This window comes from Granulicella sp. S156 (assembly GCF_009766105.1).
In the GTDB taxonomy this organism is placed as follows: Bacteria; Acidobacteriota; Terriglobia; order Terriglobales; family Acidobacteriaceae; genus Granulicella.
This window is the reverse complement of sequence record NZ_LMUH01000003.1, coordinates 35,388-54,406: the sequence shown is the minus strand read 5'-3', so window position 1 is coordinate 54,406 and position 19,019 is coordinate 35,388. Positions and strand designations below refer to the sequence as shown.

The window sequence follows — 19,019 nt, the reverse complement described above, 5'->3', positions numbered from 1 at the left end:
GGCAAATATCGCATAGAGCAGCAAAAATCTTGACGCCTCGGGCGCAAAGAAAAAGCGCAAAGGTACGCCACGGAAGCCGTCGCGTACCTTTGCGCTTTTTCTTTGCGCCCGTTGCGTCAAGGCTTTTTGCTGCTGCTTGGAAATGGCAAAGTCTGGATATCGGGATCGAGCCATGCCCTGCGAGCCTCCACCGAGAACAACCGTGGCCGAGACCAATACGTGAGAAGCCACTCGGATCTACCCAACGGAGAGGCCATCAGTTCATTGCACGTCACAAACAAAGGTCGTCGAGTATCCTTTGCGAGCAGCCAGATCACTGCCGCGAAATGAGCCGCATGAGTCCATGCCGCTTTAGGCAACGTCCGATCCATCAGACCATAACCGATCTCCAAAATCTCATCGTCAGAAGTAAACGGAACAAAGGGATGCATATCAGGCTCCAGGTGTGAATACCCGACAGGCCCATAAGAAAACCCGCCGGGTGGTGGCGGGTTTATCGGTTCCCAGTTCAGAGAAGTAGAAAGATTCAAAATCTTTTGCTTTTCAGTCTCCGGCGCCCACGCACGCAAACAACATCTGCGACGACTTTCGTTGCGTTTGCATGGTCTTTGAGCTGAGAAAAAACATATCTGAGCAGAGCATAGCCTGGGAGCAGTTATCGATCAAGATCAGTTTTTATGGATATCTCTCCCATTTTCATCAGAATTGCACGCATGCTCAGTGGTCCTTCTTTGCCTGTCTTTATAACTCGGCGATTGGTTGCATGGAAACGAAACCACCTTTTTCGATTTATGAATCCTTCTTCCTTGCTCGCGAGTCCTATATGCAGTTAGGAGGTGTTGAGATGAAAAGCCAATTGAAAAGCAAGTCATTTCGCATCGTCGTTGCAGCAGTCCTGGCACTCGCCCCTACTGTAGCTTTCGCACACACGCCCACAGTGGCGCATGATCATACCCCGGTTGTCCATACACACACGCCTCAGGCGCATGTTAGGACTGTCAGCGTCCATCGCTCGTAAGCGATTCAAAATCGGGAAACAGACTCGACCTGCTAAACGGCAGGTCCTGCCATTTAAGGCGCCTTTATTTTTATTCTGGAAGATTAATGCGGATTGATCCGTTCACGCTATCTAACCCTTAGCGTGATGCAGCCCGAGCCGCCGCAATAAATGCTCGCACCTTTTCAGGATCCTTTTTTCCAGGCGTCGCCTCAACCCCACTAGCCACATCCACGCCCCAGGGCTGAAGCGCCTTAATAGCCTCCGCAACATTCTCAGGCCGAAGGCCACCCGCAAGAATCACGCGAGGCCTCTCGCCTGAGGACGGATACGCACGCTGCAGTATCTCCGCAACGTGCTCCCAATCAAACACCACACCCAGCCCACCTGAAGCGCCCGACTTCGCCGTGTCCAGGAGCACTGCCCACACGGCAGGTTCTGCAAAGGCCGCCCGCAGCACAGCCTCGAATCGTTTATCCGATGCAGCAGGATCGGCAGGATTCAGTTCGTAGGCGACGGTCTGGATAATCTTCAGTTCGCCACCGAACTCTGCCGACAAAGCCTGCACCATCTCCTGATCGAAAGCACCGTGCAGTTGCGCTGCCGTGAGCTCCGAACAGGCCACATAGTGCTCCACCTCATAGGGGTCGTCGGTAGCAAAGACACCGACCTTTTCTACCCCAGCGGGCAGCTCGGGCGTAATCTCCGCGACCTGCTCCGCAGTCACCTGACGCTTGCTGGGCGCGAAGACGAAGCCAACCGCATCCGCACCCAGTTCAATGGCAAGCTGGGCATCAGCGAGGTTCGTATTGGCACAGATCTTGATGAACATAAACAGTAAACAGGTAAAAACAGCTGTGCGGACTACTTGGCTGCTTCATAGAGCAGATGCGTGAGCGCCTCGCCCGGATGCGGTTTCCGCATGAGCGACTCCCCGATGAGAAAAGCCTCATATCCCGCTGCGCGCAGGCGCTGCATGTCGGCGAGGGTGTGGATGCCGCTCTCGGCCACGCGCACAGCGCTTGCAGGCAGGTGCATAGCCAGCTCACACGCGCGGTCGAGCGAAACCTCAAATGTGCGCAGATCGCGGCTGTTTACGCCGACGCACTCGCAGTCGAGCGCCAGAGCGCGGTCGAGCTCTTCTCTATCGTGGACCTCGCACAACACATCCAGCCCATGCTGCTTCGCGGAGTCGCGCAGCGTACGAAGTTCAGCATCAGTCAGCGCGGCGACAATCAACAGAATCGCATCGGCGGCGTTCGCACGAGCTTCGAGAATCTGGAACTCGTCGACCATGAAGTCCTTGCGCAGGCACGGGATCTTTACCGCAGCCGAGGCACGGCGCAAGTTCTCGAGCGAGCCCTGGAAGAATTTTTCATCCGTAAGCACGGAGAGCACGGCCGCTCCCGCGGCCTCCAGCTGCGGCGCGAGTACTGCCGCATCAAAATCCGTACGGATAAGGCCCTTGGAGGGTGAAGCCTTCTTCAACTCCGCAATAATCGCCGGGCCCAGCTGCGCCTTCGCACGCAACGCCTTCGCAAACCCGCGCAGAGTGTGGGCTTCAGCTTGTTGCTCTAGCGCGCGCAGGTCAGCCGCAGCCTTGCGCTCCGCAACCACGGTACGCGTGTGCGCGAGAATTTCGGGAAGGTACATTGTGCGTTCTGTCGTAGCAGCCATCTCTTACATGCTACGGCAGCGGGGGCTACCAACGGAAACAGGATGCTACCCACAACCCCGTCATATGACCGCACCGGGGTGCTGCGTCAGTTTGAGATTTGGCCTCGGCTCTTGAATAAAACTCGCAAGATGACAATGAATCCGATCCCAGCGAGAGCGACAAACATATCGGTGATCCTGTTTGCTGGCCTATGCCAGTGAAACAAGGTCCAGACGCCCCAGCACAGTATGAGGAGTCTTCCCACCCACATCTCGAGGCGAAGCACTCGATCTGTTTCCATGCCAGCCATAATCTCATACATCTAGGACGTGTCTCAAATTGCGCGAAGCACGTTTCCTGATGCTTCAGCGTCAGGGAGACGGACGGAGCCGTAGCCTTTAGGCTACGGAAGAAAACCAGGCAAGAATCCGGCTTTAGCCGCGAGCCGTTTGCCAATACGGGCAAGAAACCCGGGCTAATTCCTGTCGCAATTCTTGAGGGCATCACTGAGGCAAAAACGAAACAGCGAGCCCCAACTACAGACTCGCTGTTTCCTGTTTGCTGTTTCCTGTTTCCTGCTTTTACGCCTTCCCCGCCAACTGGCGCAGCACATATTGCAGAATCCCGCCGTGCTGGTAGTAGAGGATCTCCTGCGGCGTATCGATGCGGACGGTCACGGAAAACTGGAACTTGTTCCCGTCAGCCGCAGTCGCAACGACACTCAGCTTCTTGCCATCGGCAAACTTCGAGTCGAGCATCGCCTTCAGGTCGCCGGGTGCCGTGCCGAGCGTAAAGATCTCCTCGCCCGTCAGGCCAAGACCTTCCACGTTCTCGCCCTCCTGGAACTGCAACGGAAGAATACCCATACCCACCAGATTGGACCGGTGAATACGCTCGTAACTCTCTGCGATGACAAAGCGAATCCCCAGCAGGCGTGGGCCCTTTGCCGCCCAGTCTCTGGAGGATCCAGACCCGTACTCCTTACCTGCAAGAATCGCCAGAGGCGTTGCACGCTTGGCATACTCGACCGAAGCGTCGTAGATGCTCATCCCAGTCCCTTCAGGCAGCAGCCGTGTGACGCCGCCCTCGGTGCCTGGAGCCAGCTTGTTGCGCAGCCGGACATTGGCAAATGTCCCGCGCACCATCACCTCGTGGTTACCGCGGCGTGAGCCATAGGAGTTAAAGTCCGAGGGCTTTACCCCGTGATCGGTCAGGTACTTCCCTGCCGGGCCATTGAGCTTGATCGAACCAGCAGGGGAGATGTGGTCCGTCGTCACCGAATCGCCGAGGACCGCCAATACACGCGCATCGCGGATGTCATCCACGGGTGCAGGTGTAGCGGGCATGCCGTCGAAGTACGGGGCTTTGCGAATATAGGTGGAATCGGCCTCCCACCCATACGTTTTGCCTGAGGGGAACTTCAGATTCTGCCAGTTGGCGTCGCCATCGGTAACGGTCGCATACTGCGTGCGGAACATTGTCGAGTCGATGCAGCTTGCGACGGTATCCGCAACTTCCTTCTGCGACGGCCAGATATCACGCAGATAAACAGGCTCGCCGTTCTTCCCCTTACCCAGCGGGTCCTTTTCGAAGTCATGCGAGATATGCCCTGCGAGCGCATACGCCACCACCAGCGGAGGACTCATCAGGTAGTTCGCACGAACCTCAGGCGAGATTCGACCCTCAAAGTTGCGGTTGCCGGACAGCACCGACACAGCTACCAGGCCATGCTCCTCAATGGCCTTCGAAACATCCGTGGGAAGTGGACCGGAGTTACCGATGCATGTTGTACATCCGTAACCGACAACCTGGAAGCGCAGCACGTCGAGGTACTGCAACAGGCCGGCGCGTGTGTAGTAGTCGGTCACCACACGCGAACCCGGCGCGAGTGAGGTCTTCACCCACGGCGGTGTGCTCAAGCCAGCCTCAACAGCCTTCTTCGCCAGCAGCCCTGCGGCGACCATCACATACGGATTGCTCGTGTTCGTGCAGCTCGTAATCGCGGCAATGACGATCGAGCCATCGACGAGGTACTTGTCCGGATCGACACCAAAGCGCGCCTGAACGGAGTGGGCAGTCTCGGTAACGGCGACAGAACCACCCGGGACTGCCGGCTCGTCATGCGTTGTGGTCAGCACAGCGACTGCCTCGGGTACCACCGGCGGTTGTGCTCCCTGAGAACTCATCAGATCGCCATTCGCCGATGCAAGTCCGCCTTCCCCCTCCCAGCGCACCATCTGGCGTACAACGGTGCGGTTGGCGTTCGGTCCCTGCAGTGCCGGCAACTGCTGCGCGAAACTCGCCGGCGTCTGCGAGAGCAGAACGCGGTCCTGCGGGCGCTTCGGCCCGGCGACACTGGGCTCGACCGTTGCGAGATCCAGCGAGAGTGTCGTGGAGTACTCAGCCTCATGCGCATCCGGCGTGTGGAAGAGGCCCTGCTCACGGAAGTAAGCTTCGGTAAGCGCAATGTGTTCTTCGCTGCGGCCCGTCAGGTGCAGGTACTTCAATGTCTCCTGGTCGACCGGGAAGATGCCGCAGGTAGCTCCATACTCAGGAGCCATATTGGCGATCGTCGCGCGGTCAGCCAGCGGAAGCTCGCTGATACCAGGGCCATAGAACTCGACAAACTTACCCACCACGCCGAGCTTGCGTAGCATCTCGGTAACAGTCAGCACGAGATCGGTCGCAGTAGCGCCTTCCTTCAGCTTGCCGGTCAGCTTGAAGCCGACGACCTGCGGAACGAGCATCGAGACAGACTGACCCAGCATCGCAGCCTCGGCCTCAATGCCGCCAACACCCCAACCCAGCACGCCCAGACCGTTCACCATCGTAGTGTGCGAGTCGGTGCCGACCAGCGTGTCGGGATAAGCCATAATGTTGCCCTCGGCATCGGGCTGCGTGGTGAAGACAACGCGCGCCAGATACTCCAGGTTGACCTGGTGGCAGATGCCCATACCCGGCGGCACGGCAGAGAAGTTGCGGAAGGCTGTCTGGCCCCACTTGAGGAAGGCGTAGCGCTCACGGTTGCGTGTGAACTCCAGCGCGGCGTTCAAGTCGTAGGCGTTGGCTGTGCCGTACTCGTCCACCTGTACCGAATGGTCGATGACCAGTTCGGCAGGCTGCAGCGGATTGATCTTCTCCGGGTCGCCGCCAAGCTGCTTCATAGCGTCGCGCATCGCAGCGAGATCGACGATCGCGGGTACTCCGGTAAAGTCCTGCATCAGCACGCGAGCAGGCATATAAGCGATCTCGCGCGAGGGCTCCGCCCTGGGATCCCAGTCAGCAAGAAAGCGGATGTCATCTGCGGTAACGGTCTTGCCGTCCTCGCAGCGCAGCAGATTTTCGAGCAAGATACGCAGCGAAAACGGCAGGCGCGCAAGATTGGTGTCCGCAAGCGCCTTCAGGCTGAAGTAGCTGACCTTCTGCGAGCCTGAGGTGAGCGTGGCGGCGGCATTGAAGCTATTGGGGTGCGTGGTGTTCGGCATAACGGGGCTTCTCCTTAGCTGAGTAGCGGACAGGCTGGGGAACTCGCGCACACTGGCAAGAAGCTCCCGAGCAACTGGGGCCGCGGCTTCGCATGTATACGGCGGCATGCGATGGCGGCAACGAAATCGGTAAATCGTATCGAGGGTAGCAGAGAACGGCGGCAGCTAGAGAGTGCGTCCGCGGTCGTGGCGTCCACGACGAAAGCGCTTGAGATGAGCGCAACTCGGCATGAAGTCATTTTACTCGGGGCAGCGTTTTTTTTCGAGGGAAGTTTTGGCAGGCGATGCGTTGTTTTACCTAGACGCTGTATGATCCCTGTGCATCTCATACAGTTGCGGCTGCCCCTGCAAATTTTGGGGAACGCGGGAGATTGGAACGATGACGACATATTTGTCCACCTTGTCTACAAAATATTGGCTGCGGAGCCTGGGTGCGGTCGGCCTTGCTGCCGGCCTTGCCCTCGGCGCAAACGGCTGCCATAGCAACACAGCACCGGCGCCTATTGTGAATAGTGGTGACGCCGCTAACAACACCGGTACCGATCCGGCCGCCGCCAACCAGGCACCAGCGGATGGCTCCAACACCGCCTCTAACACCGGTTCCAGCAATGGCTCGTCTAGCGGCGGCCAACCGACCCAGGTGATGAGCTCAAGCTCCTCTTATAACCAGCAACAGCAGTCTCAGAGCTATCCGCAGGACCAGCAGCAGGCCCCTGCTCCCATTCAACAGGGTTACGACAACTCACAGCAGGGCTACGACAATTCACAGCAACCTTACGACAACTCGCAAGACGCTGAGCCAGTCGCCCAGTCCGACCAGCCTCCACCACCGCTGCCCGACTATGAGCAGCCAGAGGCGCCCGAACCCAACTATCTGTGGACGCCCGGCTACTGGGGCTGGGGTGGTTCTGGCGGCTACTACTGGGTTCCGGGTGTATGGTGCCCGCCGCCCTACTACGGCGCGCTCTGGACGCCTCCCTACTGGGGCTTCTTCGGCGGCCACTACCGCTTCAACCGCGGCTACTGGGGCCAGCATATCGGCTTCTATGGCGGCATCAACTATGGCTATGGATACACTGGCAGCGGCTACGAGGGCGGCTACTGGAACGGCAACAACTTCTATTACAACCGCTCGGTTAATCGCATCAACATCGTCAACATTCATAACGTTTACAACCGCACCGTGATCGTCAACAACAACAACCGTGTGAGCTACAACGGTGGACGAGGCGGCATCAATGTTCAGCCGCGGCCTTACGAAGTAGCAGCCATGCGCGAAAACCACGTGGGTGCCGTGCCAGCTCAGGCACAGATCCGTCAGCAGGCTTCACAAAACAAGCAACAGTTCTTCAATAACAACCGCGGACGTCCGGCACAGGTAGCCTTCGCCCGTCCCGCTGGCGCGCAACCTGCCATCGCCAACCGGCCTGCAGTGATCAACCGTCCGGCGATCAACCAACCAGGAGTTAACCGTCCAGGGGTCAACCAGCCGGGGGTCAACCGTCCGGAGGTAAATCGCCCAGGAATCAATCAGCCTGCGGGTAACCGTCCTGGGGTCAACCAACCAACGGTGAACAGGCCAGAGGTGAATCGGCCTGGGGTCAACAACAACGTGCGTCCAACACAACCGGTACAGTCACGCAACAACGTGACGCCGCAGAGACCTGTCGAACCGCAACGCAATTTGCAGCAGCCAGCACGCAATACGCAGGTAGCACCGCAAAGGCCTGTGCAGCAGCCACAGCGTGCCCAGCCCGAGGTACAACGCCCTCAACCGCAACGCGCGGCTCCTCGCCAGGAGGCCGCACCTCGCCCTGAAGCGGCGCCACGCGCTGAGGCTGCTCCTCGTGCGCAGCCTCAAGCGCGACCAGCACCCGCTCCGCGTGCTCAACCCCAACAGCGCCCGGCACCCGCTCCGCGTCCAGCGCCCCGTGAGGAAGAGCACCCCAAATAACTGGTCGCTAACCTGCTAAAAGAAAATGCCCGCAGCATTGCGGGCATTTTTCTTTGGCCAGACTGACCTTGGCTCCCCTTGGACGGGGTTCGACTCACGATGGTTTACGGTTATACGGGCATTTACCGCATCTTATTTTCGGTACCTGTGTTTCAGCAGAAGTACGCCGTACCAGGAGATACATATGTTCGACATTCAAGAGAAAAATGGACGTACCTACATTTTTGCTGCCGTAATAGGGCTGGCAGCGCTGACCGGAATCGCAGGATGCAAAAAAAACACCCCCGCGCCGATCGTATCGACGACGAACGACTCAGGTCCTGACCCCGCCGCCGCCAATCTGGCTCCCGTCGATCCCAACAGCCAGCAGGTCAATGAGAGCCAGCAGCAAAATTTGGCCTCAGACCAGCAGCCAGCCCAGCAATCGGCTCCGGTCCCCTGCGCTCCTGCCCCGGCTCGAGCTTTGACGGCTACGAATTATAACCAGGTAGCTGCTCCAGCCCCCACAGAACAGGCTACCCAACCTCCTCCACCGCTGCCCGACTACCAGCAGCCTCCCGCGCCCGCCCCCAATGATCTCTGGACCCCCGGCTACTGGGGCTACGCGCCCACCGGTTATTACTGGGTTCCCGGCGTCTGGATAGCCGCACCCTACGTCGGCGCGCTCTGGACGCCTCCTTACTGGGGCTTCTTCGGCGGCCGCTATCTCTTCCATGGCGGATACTGGGGCCCGCACATTGGCTTCTATGGCGGCGTCAACTACGGCTTCGGCTACGGCGGCCACGGCTATGAGGGCGGCTATTGGCACGGTAACAACTTCTTCTACAACCGCTCCGTCAATCGCATCAACGAAGTCAACATCCACAACGTCTACAACCGCACTGTAGCCGTCAACAACTACAACCGCGTGAGCTACAACGGTGGGCGCGGCGGCATCAATCTACGGCCCTCCCTGGCAGAGTCCGAGGCGATGCGTGAGCGGCACACGCCTCCGGGGGCGGAGCAGAGAGAGCTTCACCAACAGGCTGGACAAAACCGGCAGCAGTTCTTCAACCAAAACCAGGGACATCCAGCGCAGGCCGCATTTGAGCATCCCGCCGCTGCACGAGCTGGTTTCGGAGCCGCGGGAAACCGGCCGGAGATCAATCGCCCTGGTGCCTCCAATGCGATGCGTGGCCCGCAATCACAGGTCCAACAGCATAACCAAGCACAGGAACAGCGCAACTTCCAACATAATCAGCCGCAGGAACAACGTAACGTCCAGCAGCAGAGAGCGCCACAGGAACAGCAACGCAGCTTCCAACAACAACGACAACCGCAGGAGCAACGCAACTTCCAGCAGCAGCGCGCTCAACCTCAACAACGGAGAGCCGAACCGCAACGTGCCGCACCGCAATCTCACGCGGCACCCCGTCAGCAGTCACGCCCGGCACCTCAAGCTCACGAAGAGAAAAGGCGCTAAGACTCGTAGCAAGCAAGGAAAACGGCATCAGCCCTGGGCTGATGCCGTTTTTCTTTGCCTGCAGTGTTCGCAGCTATCGTTATCCCATGGCCAACTGCAACAACAGCACCATGTTAAGTGCGAGGATAACCGTCGCCACTGTCCAACCTGCTGCGCGCATGCGGAACGCGCTCTTGAATTCTCCCATGACCTTCTCGCGATTGGTCAGCAGCAATAGCGGAATCAGCGCTGCGGGCAGCGTAAAGCTCAGCAGCACCTGCGAGCCAATGAGGATCTTCAGCGGGTCCCAGCCTACGCCGATGACGATCAGCGCCGGAACGACAGTGATGAACCGGCGCAGAAAGATCGGGAACTTGATCTCGAGGAAGCCCTCGATGATGACCTGTCCAGCCATGACTCCGACCGTCGAACTTGAGAGCCCGGAACACAGCAGCGCTACCGCAAAGACGATCGCCGCTGCGGGCCCCAGCAGCGGCCCGAGTGTATGGTACGCATCTTGAATCGTGGGCGAGATGCTTGGACCGTGAAAGAGTGCCACTGCGGCCATCACGATCATCGCGGAGTTGATGAGCCACGCCCCGTTCATGGCAACGAAGACGTCGATGAGCTCAAAGTGCAGATACTGCCGCAGGATGCTGGGCTTTGGATCCCGGGGCGGCGGAAGCAGCTCATTGAGCCGAGGCTGCACCAGTGCCGAGTGTAGATAGATGACGTGCGGCATGACGGTCGCACCCAGCATGCCAACCGCCGCATAAATCGAGCCGCGCATCGCATGCGAATCGAAGGTCGGCAGGATCGTTGCAACGAAGGCGCGGTGCCAGTCGGGATGCACGAGGAAGACCTCGAAGCCATAGCACAGGCCGATAACGCCAACGAAGGCCATGATGCCGCGCTCCAGCCACTGAAAACCTGCCAGATCGAGTGCCAGAATTGCGAAGACCGCGACCGTGGCGATCGTTGCCGCTAGAAACAGTGAACCCGTCGGGGAGAACCCATGCGCCTGTAGTGCGGGCCCGATCAGAAGGTCCAGGCCAATGGCCGCGCCCAGAAACTCGGCCAGGTCGGTCGCAACGGCAGAGACCTCGGCGCAGAGCCACAGGCCGATGCTCGTTCCCTTGCCGAAGTGCTTGCGGCAGTTCTGGGGCAGCGTCAGGCCGGTCACGATGCCGAGCTTCGCCGAGAGGTATTGAATGAGAATCGCCATGATGTTCGACCACAGCAAGACCCACAAAAGACGGTAGCCGAACTGGCTTCCACCAAGGATATTGGTGGCGAAGTTGCCCGGATCGATATAGGCAACCGACGCCACGAACGCCGGACCGAAGTAGCTCCATATCTGGTTGCTGCGGAAGGCGTTGCGCCCTTTGCCGCCAGGCGTCATTGCGGCCACGGAGGCCGGCGACAGTACAACCTCCTCTACGGCGCTATCGGGTGCAAACGACATATTTTCGCTGACACCGGACGGATTGGCATGCAATTCTGGCATTTCGACTAAATTTAGTCTAGCCTAAAAATGCTGCGACGAAACACCCATTCCGCCACACTTTGCCACAAAAACTGATGGGCAGTTCTTTTACAGGGGAAACATTCAGGCGTTATAGCATCTTCACAGCCATCGGAAGAGGAGATCCGCACGTTGACCAGCCTGACCGCAACCGAGGTACTGCATTGGAACGACACGAACACCGCGCAATGGCGCAAGCTGTTTGAGAGACATCCAGAGGCACTCGCGCTGCCCTGCGACATTCGCGGCAGCTCGACCGTGGCCGACCTGCTGCAACATATCGTTGCCGTGGAGCTTCGCTATGCCGAGCGACTCGGCGACGAAGCCGTTACGGAGTATGCCGATGTCTCTAAAGAAAGCATCATCAAGATCTTCGCCGTGCACGATCGAGCCATCGCAAAGATCAATATTCTCCTGGCAGATGCAACGTATGACTGGGAACTCGAGATCGACATGGAGACACGCCAGGGACGCCTGATTGCATCGCGAAAGGCCGTGCTCTTTCACGCTCTACTGCACTCCATGCGGCACTACGCGCAGTTGGCTACACTGCTCCGCCATGGCGGCATCACGGCAACATGGCCTATGGATTACCTCATGGTCACCGCGCGCCGAGCCTAAAGGCTCCAAAGAAACACGAAAAGCCCCGCATCCTCGAAGAGATGCGGGGCTTTCCATTGCAACCAGGGGTTGCCGATTGCTTACGCTGCGATAGTAGGCTCGATCGAGACGAAGCGACCGAGCTGACCGCGGTCTGCGAACTTGACTACGCCGCTGACCTTGGCGAAGAGGGTGTCGTCGCTGCCGCGACCGACGTTCTTGCCGGCCTTCAGCGGTGTGCCGCGCTGGCGAACGAGGATCGAACCGCCGGTAACTGTTTCGCCGCCGAAGCGCTTGACGCCGAGGCGCTGCGCGTTGGAATCGCGACCGTTCTTAGAGCTTCCTAGACCTTTTTTATGTGCCATTGCTGTGCCTCTTTCGCGTCGGGGCGCTCGCCCGCGCTTCTGAAATCATGCGGCTAAGCCGCGAACCTTGCTTTTATCGCTCCGCCGCGTCTGCGGTGGAACGGTACTTACTTCGCCTCAGCCTTGAAGCTCTTGCCGCCGACGAGGATCTCGTTGATTTTGACCTCAACGAAGCTCTGGCGATGGCCCTGCAGCTTCTTGTACTGCTTCTTGCGCTTGTAGTGGAACACGAGGATCTTGTCGCCACGGCCTTCGCTGACGACTTCGGCCAGCACCTTCGCGCCGCCCAGCTCCTGCTCAAACTTACCCTCTTCGCCGCTGACAGCAACAACGTCGGAGAACTCCAGCGTGCCGTTTTCGTGCGCGCTTTTCTCAATCCGGACGGTATCGCCGGGGGCCACGCGGTACTGCTTACCACCGGTGCGAATGACTGCGTACATAGCTTGAAACCTCATGCAGCGCGCAGAATGCCACGGCTGCTTTTCCTAATCTGCTCAATGTCTTGTCAGGAGGCGCTCGCCTTGCCGGTTCCGGATCTCGCAGCTTAAAACCCAGCTGCAACCCGCCCGGCACTGCAACTCTGTCCCTGGATGCCAGAGACACCGATTGCATCGCCAAACTTCATGAGTTTACTGGAAATTGGGGCCTCAGGTCAATATTTCTACGACATCACAGCTACTTTGTCCGCACAATCGACCCGATTTCAACACTTCCCTGGGCTTGAATCGGAGAATAGGTATAGTCCGCCGGGATCTCTGGCACGAGGGTCCGGTCGAGCAGAAGCAGCCGGGGTCCGTTCGCCATGGCCTCACTCAGGGGTTCGGGGTCAAAGAGATACCTCTCGACCGGCGTACCGGGAGGTACCGGCTGAAGCGTGACCTGCTGTACGGGACGTTGTGCATAAAAGATGCTGGAGGGAATCGGCACAAAGCGCGCCTGATTCCAGACCAGAAGGGGTCCCTGAATCGGCTGCGGATGCCGGAAGACACTTCGCAATAAGAGGACAGCGTCTTTGTTGTCCCCTGTTACCAAGCCATTGGAAAGCATAGGCGAGTGCAGCTGCTTGCGCGGCCCGATTGTGATCAGTGTGCAGGCAATGTAGGCCACTACGGCGGCGGCAACGATGCTCACTCGTACGGAGGCCTTTTTTCTATCCAGAGAGAACCTACGCCATTGCGCAGCCAGCCACGCTGCCGTCAGCGCGGCCAGCGCTGGATAGGCAGGTGCAATGTAGTGCGGCAGCCGCGTCTTCACCGCAGAGAAGAAGACGATCACTACCAGGGAAAAGACCGCGAAGACGCGAAGGCTCTTCATCTCCGGCCGCCGGAAAGCACCGGCAATCGCAGACGGGAACAGTAGAGAGAAGAATGGCGCAGAGACCAGCAAGACACCGAGGTAGTACCACGCATGCGTGACGTGGCCTTCGATCGCCGTTGCAGCACGTTGCAGCACCTGGTAGCCCAGGTAGTCCCCAAGAAATTCGCTGCCGAAGCGATGGATCATATACACATGCCAGGGCGCGACGACTGCGAGAAAGAGCGCCAGCCCCAGCACGAAGGCCTTGCCGCCATGCTTCCAGATACGACGTTGCATCACGGCAAAGAACAGGAGTGTAAAGACCAGGACGATGCTCGCGGCACCTTTCGTCATGACGGCGATGGCGAATCCGCCCCAGAAGAGATACCAGCCCCAGTGCCTGCCGGGCCAGTCTTCCTCCTGGAGTTCAGCCAGGCCAATCAAGGCCAACAGGCAGCCCAGCGTGAGCAGCATATCCACCTCTCCGGCCCTGGAGGCGTGCTGAAACCCGAAGTTGCTCAGCAGCAGCAGGCTGGAGAGCCAGGCGGTCAACCGGCTTTGCCGGAGAGCCAGCCAGCCATGCAGCAGACCGACGGTGGCTACGCCGGAGAAGGCTGACCCGGCTCTTGCCCAGAACTCCCCCACACCGAAGAGCTTGAAGAATACTGCGGTGATCCACATCATCAGGGGAGGCTTTACAAACCAGAGCTGCGCATTCCAATGGGGCACGAGCCATCCACTGGAGAGCATCTCACGCGAGACCTCGGCATAGATGCCCTCGTCCCAGGAGGTCAGCGGCCGGTGCCCCAGCAGAGGCAACAATACAAAGCAGGCGAGTACGGATGCCAGTGCGGCGGAGAAGAAGGCCACCCGCTTTCCACACCGAAGATCGCGTCCGAAAAGAGGTATGGCGTCAGACGGCTCATGCGATGCCGTCTCCTTGAAAGGTCTCTCCATATGACGAACATACGCGATCTCGGACGATCCTTCGACGGTGTCTCCCATTGGCTTCTTCGTTAGTAGAAGCGTCGGTGAATACAGGGGTTTCTCCGCTCCCGTTGGTCGGTCGAAATGACAGGCATTGGTGGTGGTCGAAATGACAGACGTCGAGGTGGATTTGTGGGGACAACTGTAATACTTACTAGAATGAAGCTCGCAGCGACTATGCCCGAATCCTCGAACCGCCGACTCAGCTTCCGAGCCCCCTGGGTCATCTTCTGGACCGGGTTTGTACTGCGGATAGCCTGCATCCTTATCGGCCATACCTATCGCATCCGTGCCTTCGACGATCACTTCGACTATGGTTTCGAGGCCGGACGGATCGCGCGCTCCGTGGTTCAGGGGCATGGCTATGGCAACCCTTTCAATGGCTTCTCGGGCCCCACGGCATGGCTTCCACCGCTCTATCCGCTGCTGATGGCGCTGAGCTTTAAGATCTTCGGCATTTATACAAACGCTGCAGCCATCTTCCTCATGGTCTGCGACAGCCTCTTTTCCGCCGCCATCGCGCCGGCGGTGTATGAGATCGCCGCGCGATGCTTCGATGCCCAGGGCATTGCCCGCCGCGCTTCCGCGAAAGCGACACCGATGGCACTGTGGTCGGCGTGGCTATGGGCTGTGTATCCGGCGGCGCTGCAGTATGCCGTCCACTGGCTTTGGGAGATGTCGCTTACAACATGCTTCTTCGCGTGGGCCTTTGTTTTAGCGCTTCGCCTGCGGCGCATTGGCGAGCAAGATGATGTTGAGCGGAAGACGAGTCGCGACTTCAAGCTTTGGGCATTCTTCGGCCTCCTGTGGGGAATGATCGCGCTTTCGAACGCATCGCTGCTGTTGTGTCTGCCTGTGTCGATCCTTTGGATTCTGTGGCCGCTAAGAGACAGCAAACAGCAAACAGCAAACAGGAACCAGTTATCCGGATACAACGATCGAAGCTTAAGCCAGTCTGTTGCAGGAGCTATTCTCGCGTGTGTCGTCTTTGCGGCGACGCTGGCTCCGTGGGTCGTACGCAACGAACGTGCTTTGCATGCGTTCGTGCCGACACGCTCCAACTTCGGCGTCGAGCTTTGGCAGAGTTCGCTCTTCTATCACGATGTCTTTCCCTGGGGGCAGGCTGTACCCCTATGGACGGGCGACCCCGAGTTCAAACTCTACGTGCAGATGGGTGAGTTGAACTACGCGAAGATGCGCGGGGCCCAGGCGATGGAGAATCTGCGCGCGCGACCGGACCTATTCGCGCGCTTCACACTGAAGCGCATTCAGTTCTTCTGGTTCGGTGTGCCGCACGCCTCAGAAAAACACGAGTCCAACGAAGTCGCTCGTATCTTCAACTACAGCTTTCTGAGCGTTGCCGGACTGCTTGGGCTGGGTCTCGCGCTCAAACGACGCGTGCTTGGCGCGTGGCTGATGGCGAGCGCCTTTCTGCTGGTTCCATTGGTCTACTATGCAGTCACCGTGCAGGCGCGGTTTCGTCATCCTATTGAGCCTTTGATCGCGATTCTGTCCGTGTATCTCTTTCGCTCGACGACATCGCGCAATCGCGTGGGATTGGGTACATAGAAAGCTGACATCGGCCACCTTGAACGGCTGTGATCGTGCCAGCGGGGCGAACGTTCGCGGTTGAAAAGGTGCGAACCGTTTGGGTGAGATAGGCCTCTTCGGGGTCCTTCGACTGTGCGTCTCGCAAAGTGCGCGAGCCGCTTCGCTCAGGATGACGATTTTGGGGTGAGGCAGGTGAGGTCGAAATGACAGGCTTTGTTAGGCAGGTTCGTAAGGACAACGGTAGTACTAACCGAAGTTTAGAATCGGGACGTGCGAACTTTGCAGTACAAGGAACAGGATCTTCAGGGCGAGTCAGGCTTATCGTTATGGCCCTGGCTAGATAAGTACGTGCTGGCTGCGATTGCGCTTTTCGGCGTTGTTGTGCTGCTCGCGCTCGTTTCAGCGCCCCATTTCTTTCTGCCTTCCGAAGACGTTGTCATTCTGTACCAATACAGCCATAACCTCGCGCATCATGGTGCCATTACCTACTATGCTGGCGGGCCACACGCGGAGGGTGCGACGGACTTTGCGTGGATGGTCCTCGTTGCCGCAGCGATACGGCTCGGCGTGGCTCCTTTCGTGTTCTCGGCGGTCGTGAACGTTTGCGCCCTGCCGTTGCTGGCACTGGCACTGCTGCGCTTGGGACGCATCCGCGTGACCTGGCTGCGGATACTCGTGATTGCCGGGGTGGCGGGTATGACGCCACAGATACTGGCTGCGGGTTTAGGCTTTGCGGTTCTTCCCGATGCGTTGCTGTTAGTACTTCTCACTCTCGCAGTGGAGCGTGAGCGAACAAGTATCGCGGCTCTCCTCGGACTAACCTTATGCCTCTTCCGGCCAGATGGCGTGCTGTTTGCAGTACCTCTGCTTGGGTCGCTACTGCTGCCCCGCAATGACCGAAAGCACCGAACGCTCCTTGTCTTTCTTTTGTTCGTTGTGCCGGGACTCGTCTATTTTGCGTGGCGAGCCCATTACTTCGGATCTATTTTGCCTTTGCCGTTCCTGGTTAAATCAGACGCACACCGTGCCCTGGGCATGTTCGTTGCACACTCACTTTGGCAAAGCCTGAAATATCTCCTGTTCATCGCGGCATTGCTGCTGCCTGTGCTGCTGAGGAAACCCCTCGACCCTTTCGTGCGTACCTTGTTTTTTGGAACGGTACTGGTGCCGACACTGTTCTTTTGGACTATGCGATTGGACCAAAATGTCGGGGACCGTTTCTTCTTCTATCTTCCGCTTTCCGCAGCGATGGTACTAGCACTCTCCTGGTCTGCACTTCCACCTCAAAGACGCCATATCCTCCTGTATGCCGGGCTTTTCGCATGGCTTGTGTTGTTGCTGGGTCCCCTGTTGCGCGAGGTGCGCAGCTTCCGCGATTACCAGTTTCAAGACGTGCAAGCCATCGCGCAGGAACTGGGACAACTGCCGATGCGCGGCTCGATGATTACTACGGAAGCGGGCTTTTTAGCCTACGGCTCGGGATGGGTAGCCTATGACGCCTGGGGACTCAACACGGCAGACTTCGCACGACATCCTATCCAGGCTGCCGATGTCGTCGCATTAGAGCCAGACCTGATCGTCATCCATCCCAACCCATTAGATAGCTGCGTGCCTGTGCAGAGCCAGTTTCCAGCTTCCAGTAGTCGTTCCTGGACTCAGGTGATACAAAGTCTGGTTTCAGGGGCACAACAAGTAGGCCCTTACCAGCTCTGGCTTCTCTCCTACGGCTCGCCCTTCTATCGCCAGCGCGAGCATTGGGGATATGGAGAAGGCAACCGGGAATGTTTTCTGGTGCGGGAGAATTCGCCTTTAGCAAAAGGAATTACCGATGCTTTAGAGAGGCATCACGCGGTCGGGCCGCCGAAGTCTATAGAGTTGGAGCAAGGCCACATTCACTGAGCCCGAGATGCTTATGAGACCGGCCTTCGCAGCATCGTGAGGGAAACGCATGGGTCATCCTCATGCATCTTCGGGCACATAAAAGAAGGCAATTCTGTCGTTGCGGCTGCGCCTTCACTCCGGGCCCTTCGACTACGCTCAGGGCAGAGCGGCATGGCTGAAGCCATGCCCTTCCGATTCGTGCCACCGCAGAGTGTTTGCGCGCTACGAGCGAGAATTTGAGGTCATACCCCAGGATGTGCCTCACCCCAAATCCTCGTGCTAAGCCGTTTTGCAAAGTAGATGATAAAGTTCAGACACCGTAGTAGCTGTTGAATCCTCCATAGAGTCAGGGGACTTCCCGCATGGCGCTTACGATTACAGGTCTATCGAAGACCTATCCGAATGGTGTTCACGCTCTCAAGAACATCTCGCTTACCATCGGCAACAATATGTTCGGTCTGCTGGGGCCGAACGGGGCGGGCAAGAGTACGCTGATGCGAACCATCGCCACCCTGCAGGAGCCCGACAGTGGAACCATCTTTCTCGATGGCCTTGACGTGCTCAAGGAGAAGGACTCCGTGCGCCAGACGCTCGGCTATCTGCCGCAGGAGTTCGGCGTCTATCCCAAGATGTCGGCACTCGACATGCTCTCGCATCTCGCGGTGATGAAGGGCATCACCAACGCCGGCGAGCGCAAAGAGATCGTCGATGCGCTGCTGAACCAGACGAACCTGTGGGCGTTTCGCAAGAAGGCGCTGAGCACTTACTCAGGCGGCATGAAGCAGCGGTTCGGCATCGCGCAGGCGCTGCTCGGCAAGCCGCGACTCATCATCGTCGACGAGCCGACGGCGGGGCTCGATCCCGCCGAGCGCAACCGTTTCCTCAATCTGCTTTCGTCGATTGGCCGCGACGTTACCGTCATTCTCTCGACGCACATCGTCGAAGATGTTCGCGAGCTCTGCCCGCGCATGGCGATCATCGCCGCCGGAGAGTTGCTGCTGGAGGGCGCACCCAGCGAGGCGCTGAGCGCCTTGAACGGAAAGATATGGTCGAAGGTCGTTGCGACCGATGACGAACTGCGCGCGCTGGAATCAGAGCTGCGCGTCATCTCCAGCCACCTGGTTGCTGGCCAGCACGAGATTCGCGTGTATGCCGACAGCTCTCCTGGCGAGGGCTTCCGCGGCGTGGACTCCGGCCTTGAGGATGTCTACTTCCTCAATCTCTCCAACCAGTCCCCGGCCAAGTCAGCCAACTAACTTTCCGCACTAATTTCCATACGG

At 58.5% G+C, this 19,019-nt stretch carries 14 protein-coding genes; 6 read left to right on the top strand and 8 right to left on the bottom strand.

Translation table 11 applies throughout. The features are described from left to right. From GSQ91_RS25635 to GSQ91_RS01935, 4 genes are all read right to left on the bottom strand, one after another. Window positions 1–216 (bottom strand): hypothetical protein (locus tag GSQ91_RS25635; protein ID WP_216845021.1); only part of this gene is annotated, 216 nt, incomplete at its 3' end. 920 nt (window positions 217–1,136) lie between these two features. After that, window positions 1,137–1,829 carry a phosphoribosylanthranilate isomerase gene (locus GSQ91_RS01945; protein WP_158819578.1) on the bottom strand — a complete coding sequence of 231 codons (693 nt, stop codon included), beginning with the start codon at window positions 1,827–1,829 and terminating at the stop codon, window positions 1,137–1,139. Window positions 1,830–1,861: 32 nt separating this feature from the next. Next, window positions 1,862–2,674 carry an indole-3-glycerol phosphate synthase TrpC gene (trpC, locus tag GSQ91_RS01940; protein ID WP_158819577.1) on the bottom strand — a complete coding sequence of 271 codons (813 nt, stop codon included), beginning with the start codon at window positions 2,672–2,674 and terminating at the stop codon, window positions 1,862–1,864. A 561-nt stretch (window positions 2,675–3,235) separates the two neighbouring features. Then, window positions 3,236–6,139 (bottom strand): aconitate hydratase, encoded by a 2,904-nt coding sequence (locus GSQ91_RS01935; RefSeq protein WP_158819576.1) that lies wholly within the window; start codon window positions 6,137–6,139, stop codon window positions 3,236–3,238. Window positions 6,140–6,518: 379 nt separating this feature from the next. On the opposite strand from GSQ91_RS01935, the gene GSQ91_RS25630 reads away from it, so the two are divergent. Both GSQ91_RS25630 and GSQ91_RS01925 read left to right on the top strand, forming a co-directional pair. Beyond that, a complete protein-coding gene (locus tag GSQ91_RS25630) occupies window positions 6,519–8,093 on the top strand; it encodes a hypothetical protein (RefSeq protein WP_254064318.1) in 1,575 nt (524 codons plus the stop codon). 184 nt (window positions 8,094–8,277) lie between these two features. Next, window positions 8,278–9,555: a YXWGXW repeat-containing protein gene (locus GSQ91_RS01925; RefSeq protein WP_158819575.1), complete on the top strand. Its 1,278-nt coding sequence runs from the start codon at window positions 8,278–8,280 to the stop codon at window positions 9,553–9,555. Window positions 9,556–9,634: 79 nt separating this feature from the next. On the opposite strand, the gene GSQ91_RS01920 is transcribed toward GSQ91_RS01925, so the two are convergent. Further along, on the bottom strand, window positions 9,635–11,041 hold the full coding sequence (locus GSQ91_RS01920) for an Nramp family divalent metal transporter (protein WP_158819574.1): 1,407 nt from the start codon (window positions 11,039–11,041) through the stop codon (window positions 9,635–9,637). 150 nt (window positions 11,042–11,191) lie between these two features. Between GSQ91_RS01920 and GSQ91_RS01915 the strand changes: the two genes are divergently transcribed. Beyond that, on the top strand, window positions 11,192–11,680 hold the full coding sequence (locus GSQ91_RS01915) for a DinB family protein (RefSeq protein ID WP_158819573.1): 489 nt from the start codon (window positions 11,192–11,194) through the stop codon (window positions 11,678–11,680). 80 nt (window positions 11,681–11,760) lie between these two features. On the opposite strand, the gene rpmA is transcribed toward GSQ91_RS01915, so the two are convergent. The 3 genes from rpmA to GSQ91_RS01900 form a co-directional block, all read right to left on the bottom strand. Then, window positions 11,761–12,024, bottom strand: a complete 264-nt coding sequence (gene rpmA / locus GSQ91_RS01910) for a 50S ribosomal protein L27 (protein ID WP_158819572.1) — start codon at window positions 12,022–12,024, stop codon at window positions 11,761–11,763. Window positions 12,025–12,131: 107 nt separating this feature from the next. Then, window positions 12,132–12,464 carry a 50S ribosomal protein L21 gene (rplU, locus tag GSQ91_RS01905; RefSeq protein ID WP_158819571.1) on the bottom strand — a complete coding sequence of 111 codons (333 nt, stop codon included), beginning with the start codon at window positions 12,462–12,464 and terminating at the stop codon, window positions 12,132–12,134. Between the two features lie 235 nt (window positions 12,465–12,699). Next, window positions 12,700–14,325, bottom strand: a complete 1,626-nt coding sequence (locus GSQ91_RS01900) for a glycosyltransferase family 39 protein (protein WP_158819570.1) — start codon at window positions 14,323–14,325, stop codon at window positions 12,700–12,702. A 159-nt stretch (window positions 14,326–14,484) separates the two neighbouring features. Here GSQ91_RS01900 and GSQ91_RS01895 point away from each other — a divergent pair, with 159 nt between their 5' ends. From GSQ91_RS01895 to GSQ91_RS01885, 3 genes are all read left to right on the top strand, one after another. Next, entirely contained in the window at window positions 14,485–15,876 is a 1,392-nt protein-coding gene (locus GSQ91_RS01895) for a hypothetical protein (RefSeq protein ID WP_158819569.1), read from the top strand. 252 nt (window positions 15,877–16,128) lie between these two features. Next, window positions 16,129–17,757, top strand: coding sequence for a hypothetical protein (locus GSQ91_RS01890; protein WP_158819568.1), 1,629 nt, complete (start codon window positions 16,129–16,131; stop codon window positions 17,755–17,757). A gap of 344 nt (window positions 17,758–18,101) precedes the next feature. Continuing rightward, entirely contained in the window at window positions 18,102–18,995 is an 894-nt protein-coding gene (locus tag GSQ91_RS01885) for an ABC transporter ATP-binding protein (protein WP_158819567.1), read from the top strand. Window positions 18,996–19,019 lie beyond the last annotated feature (24 nt).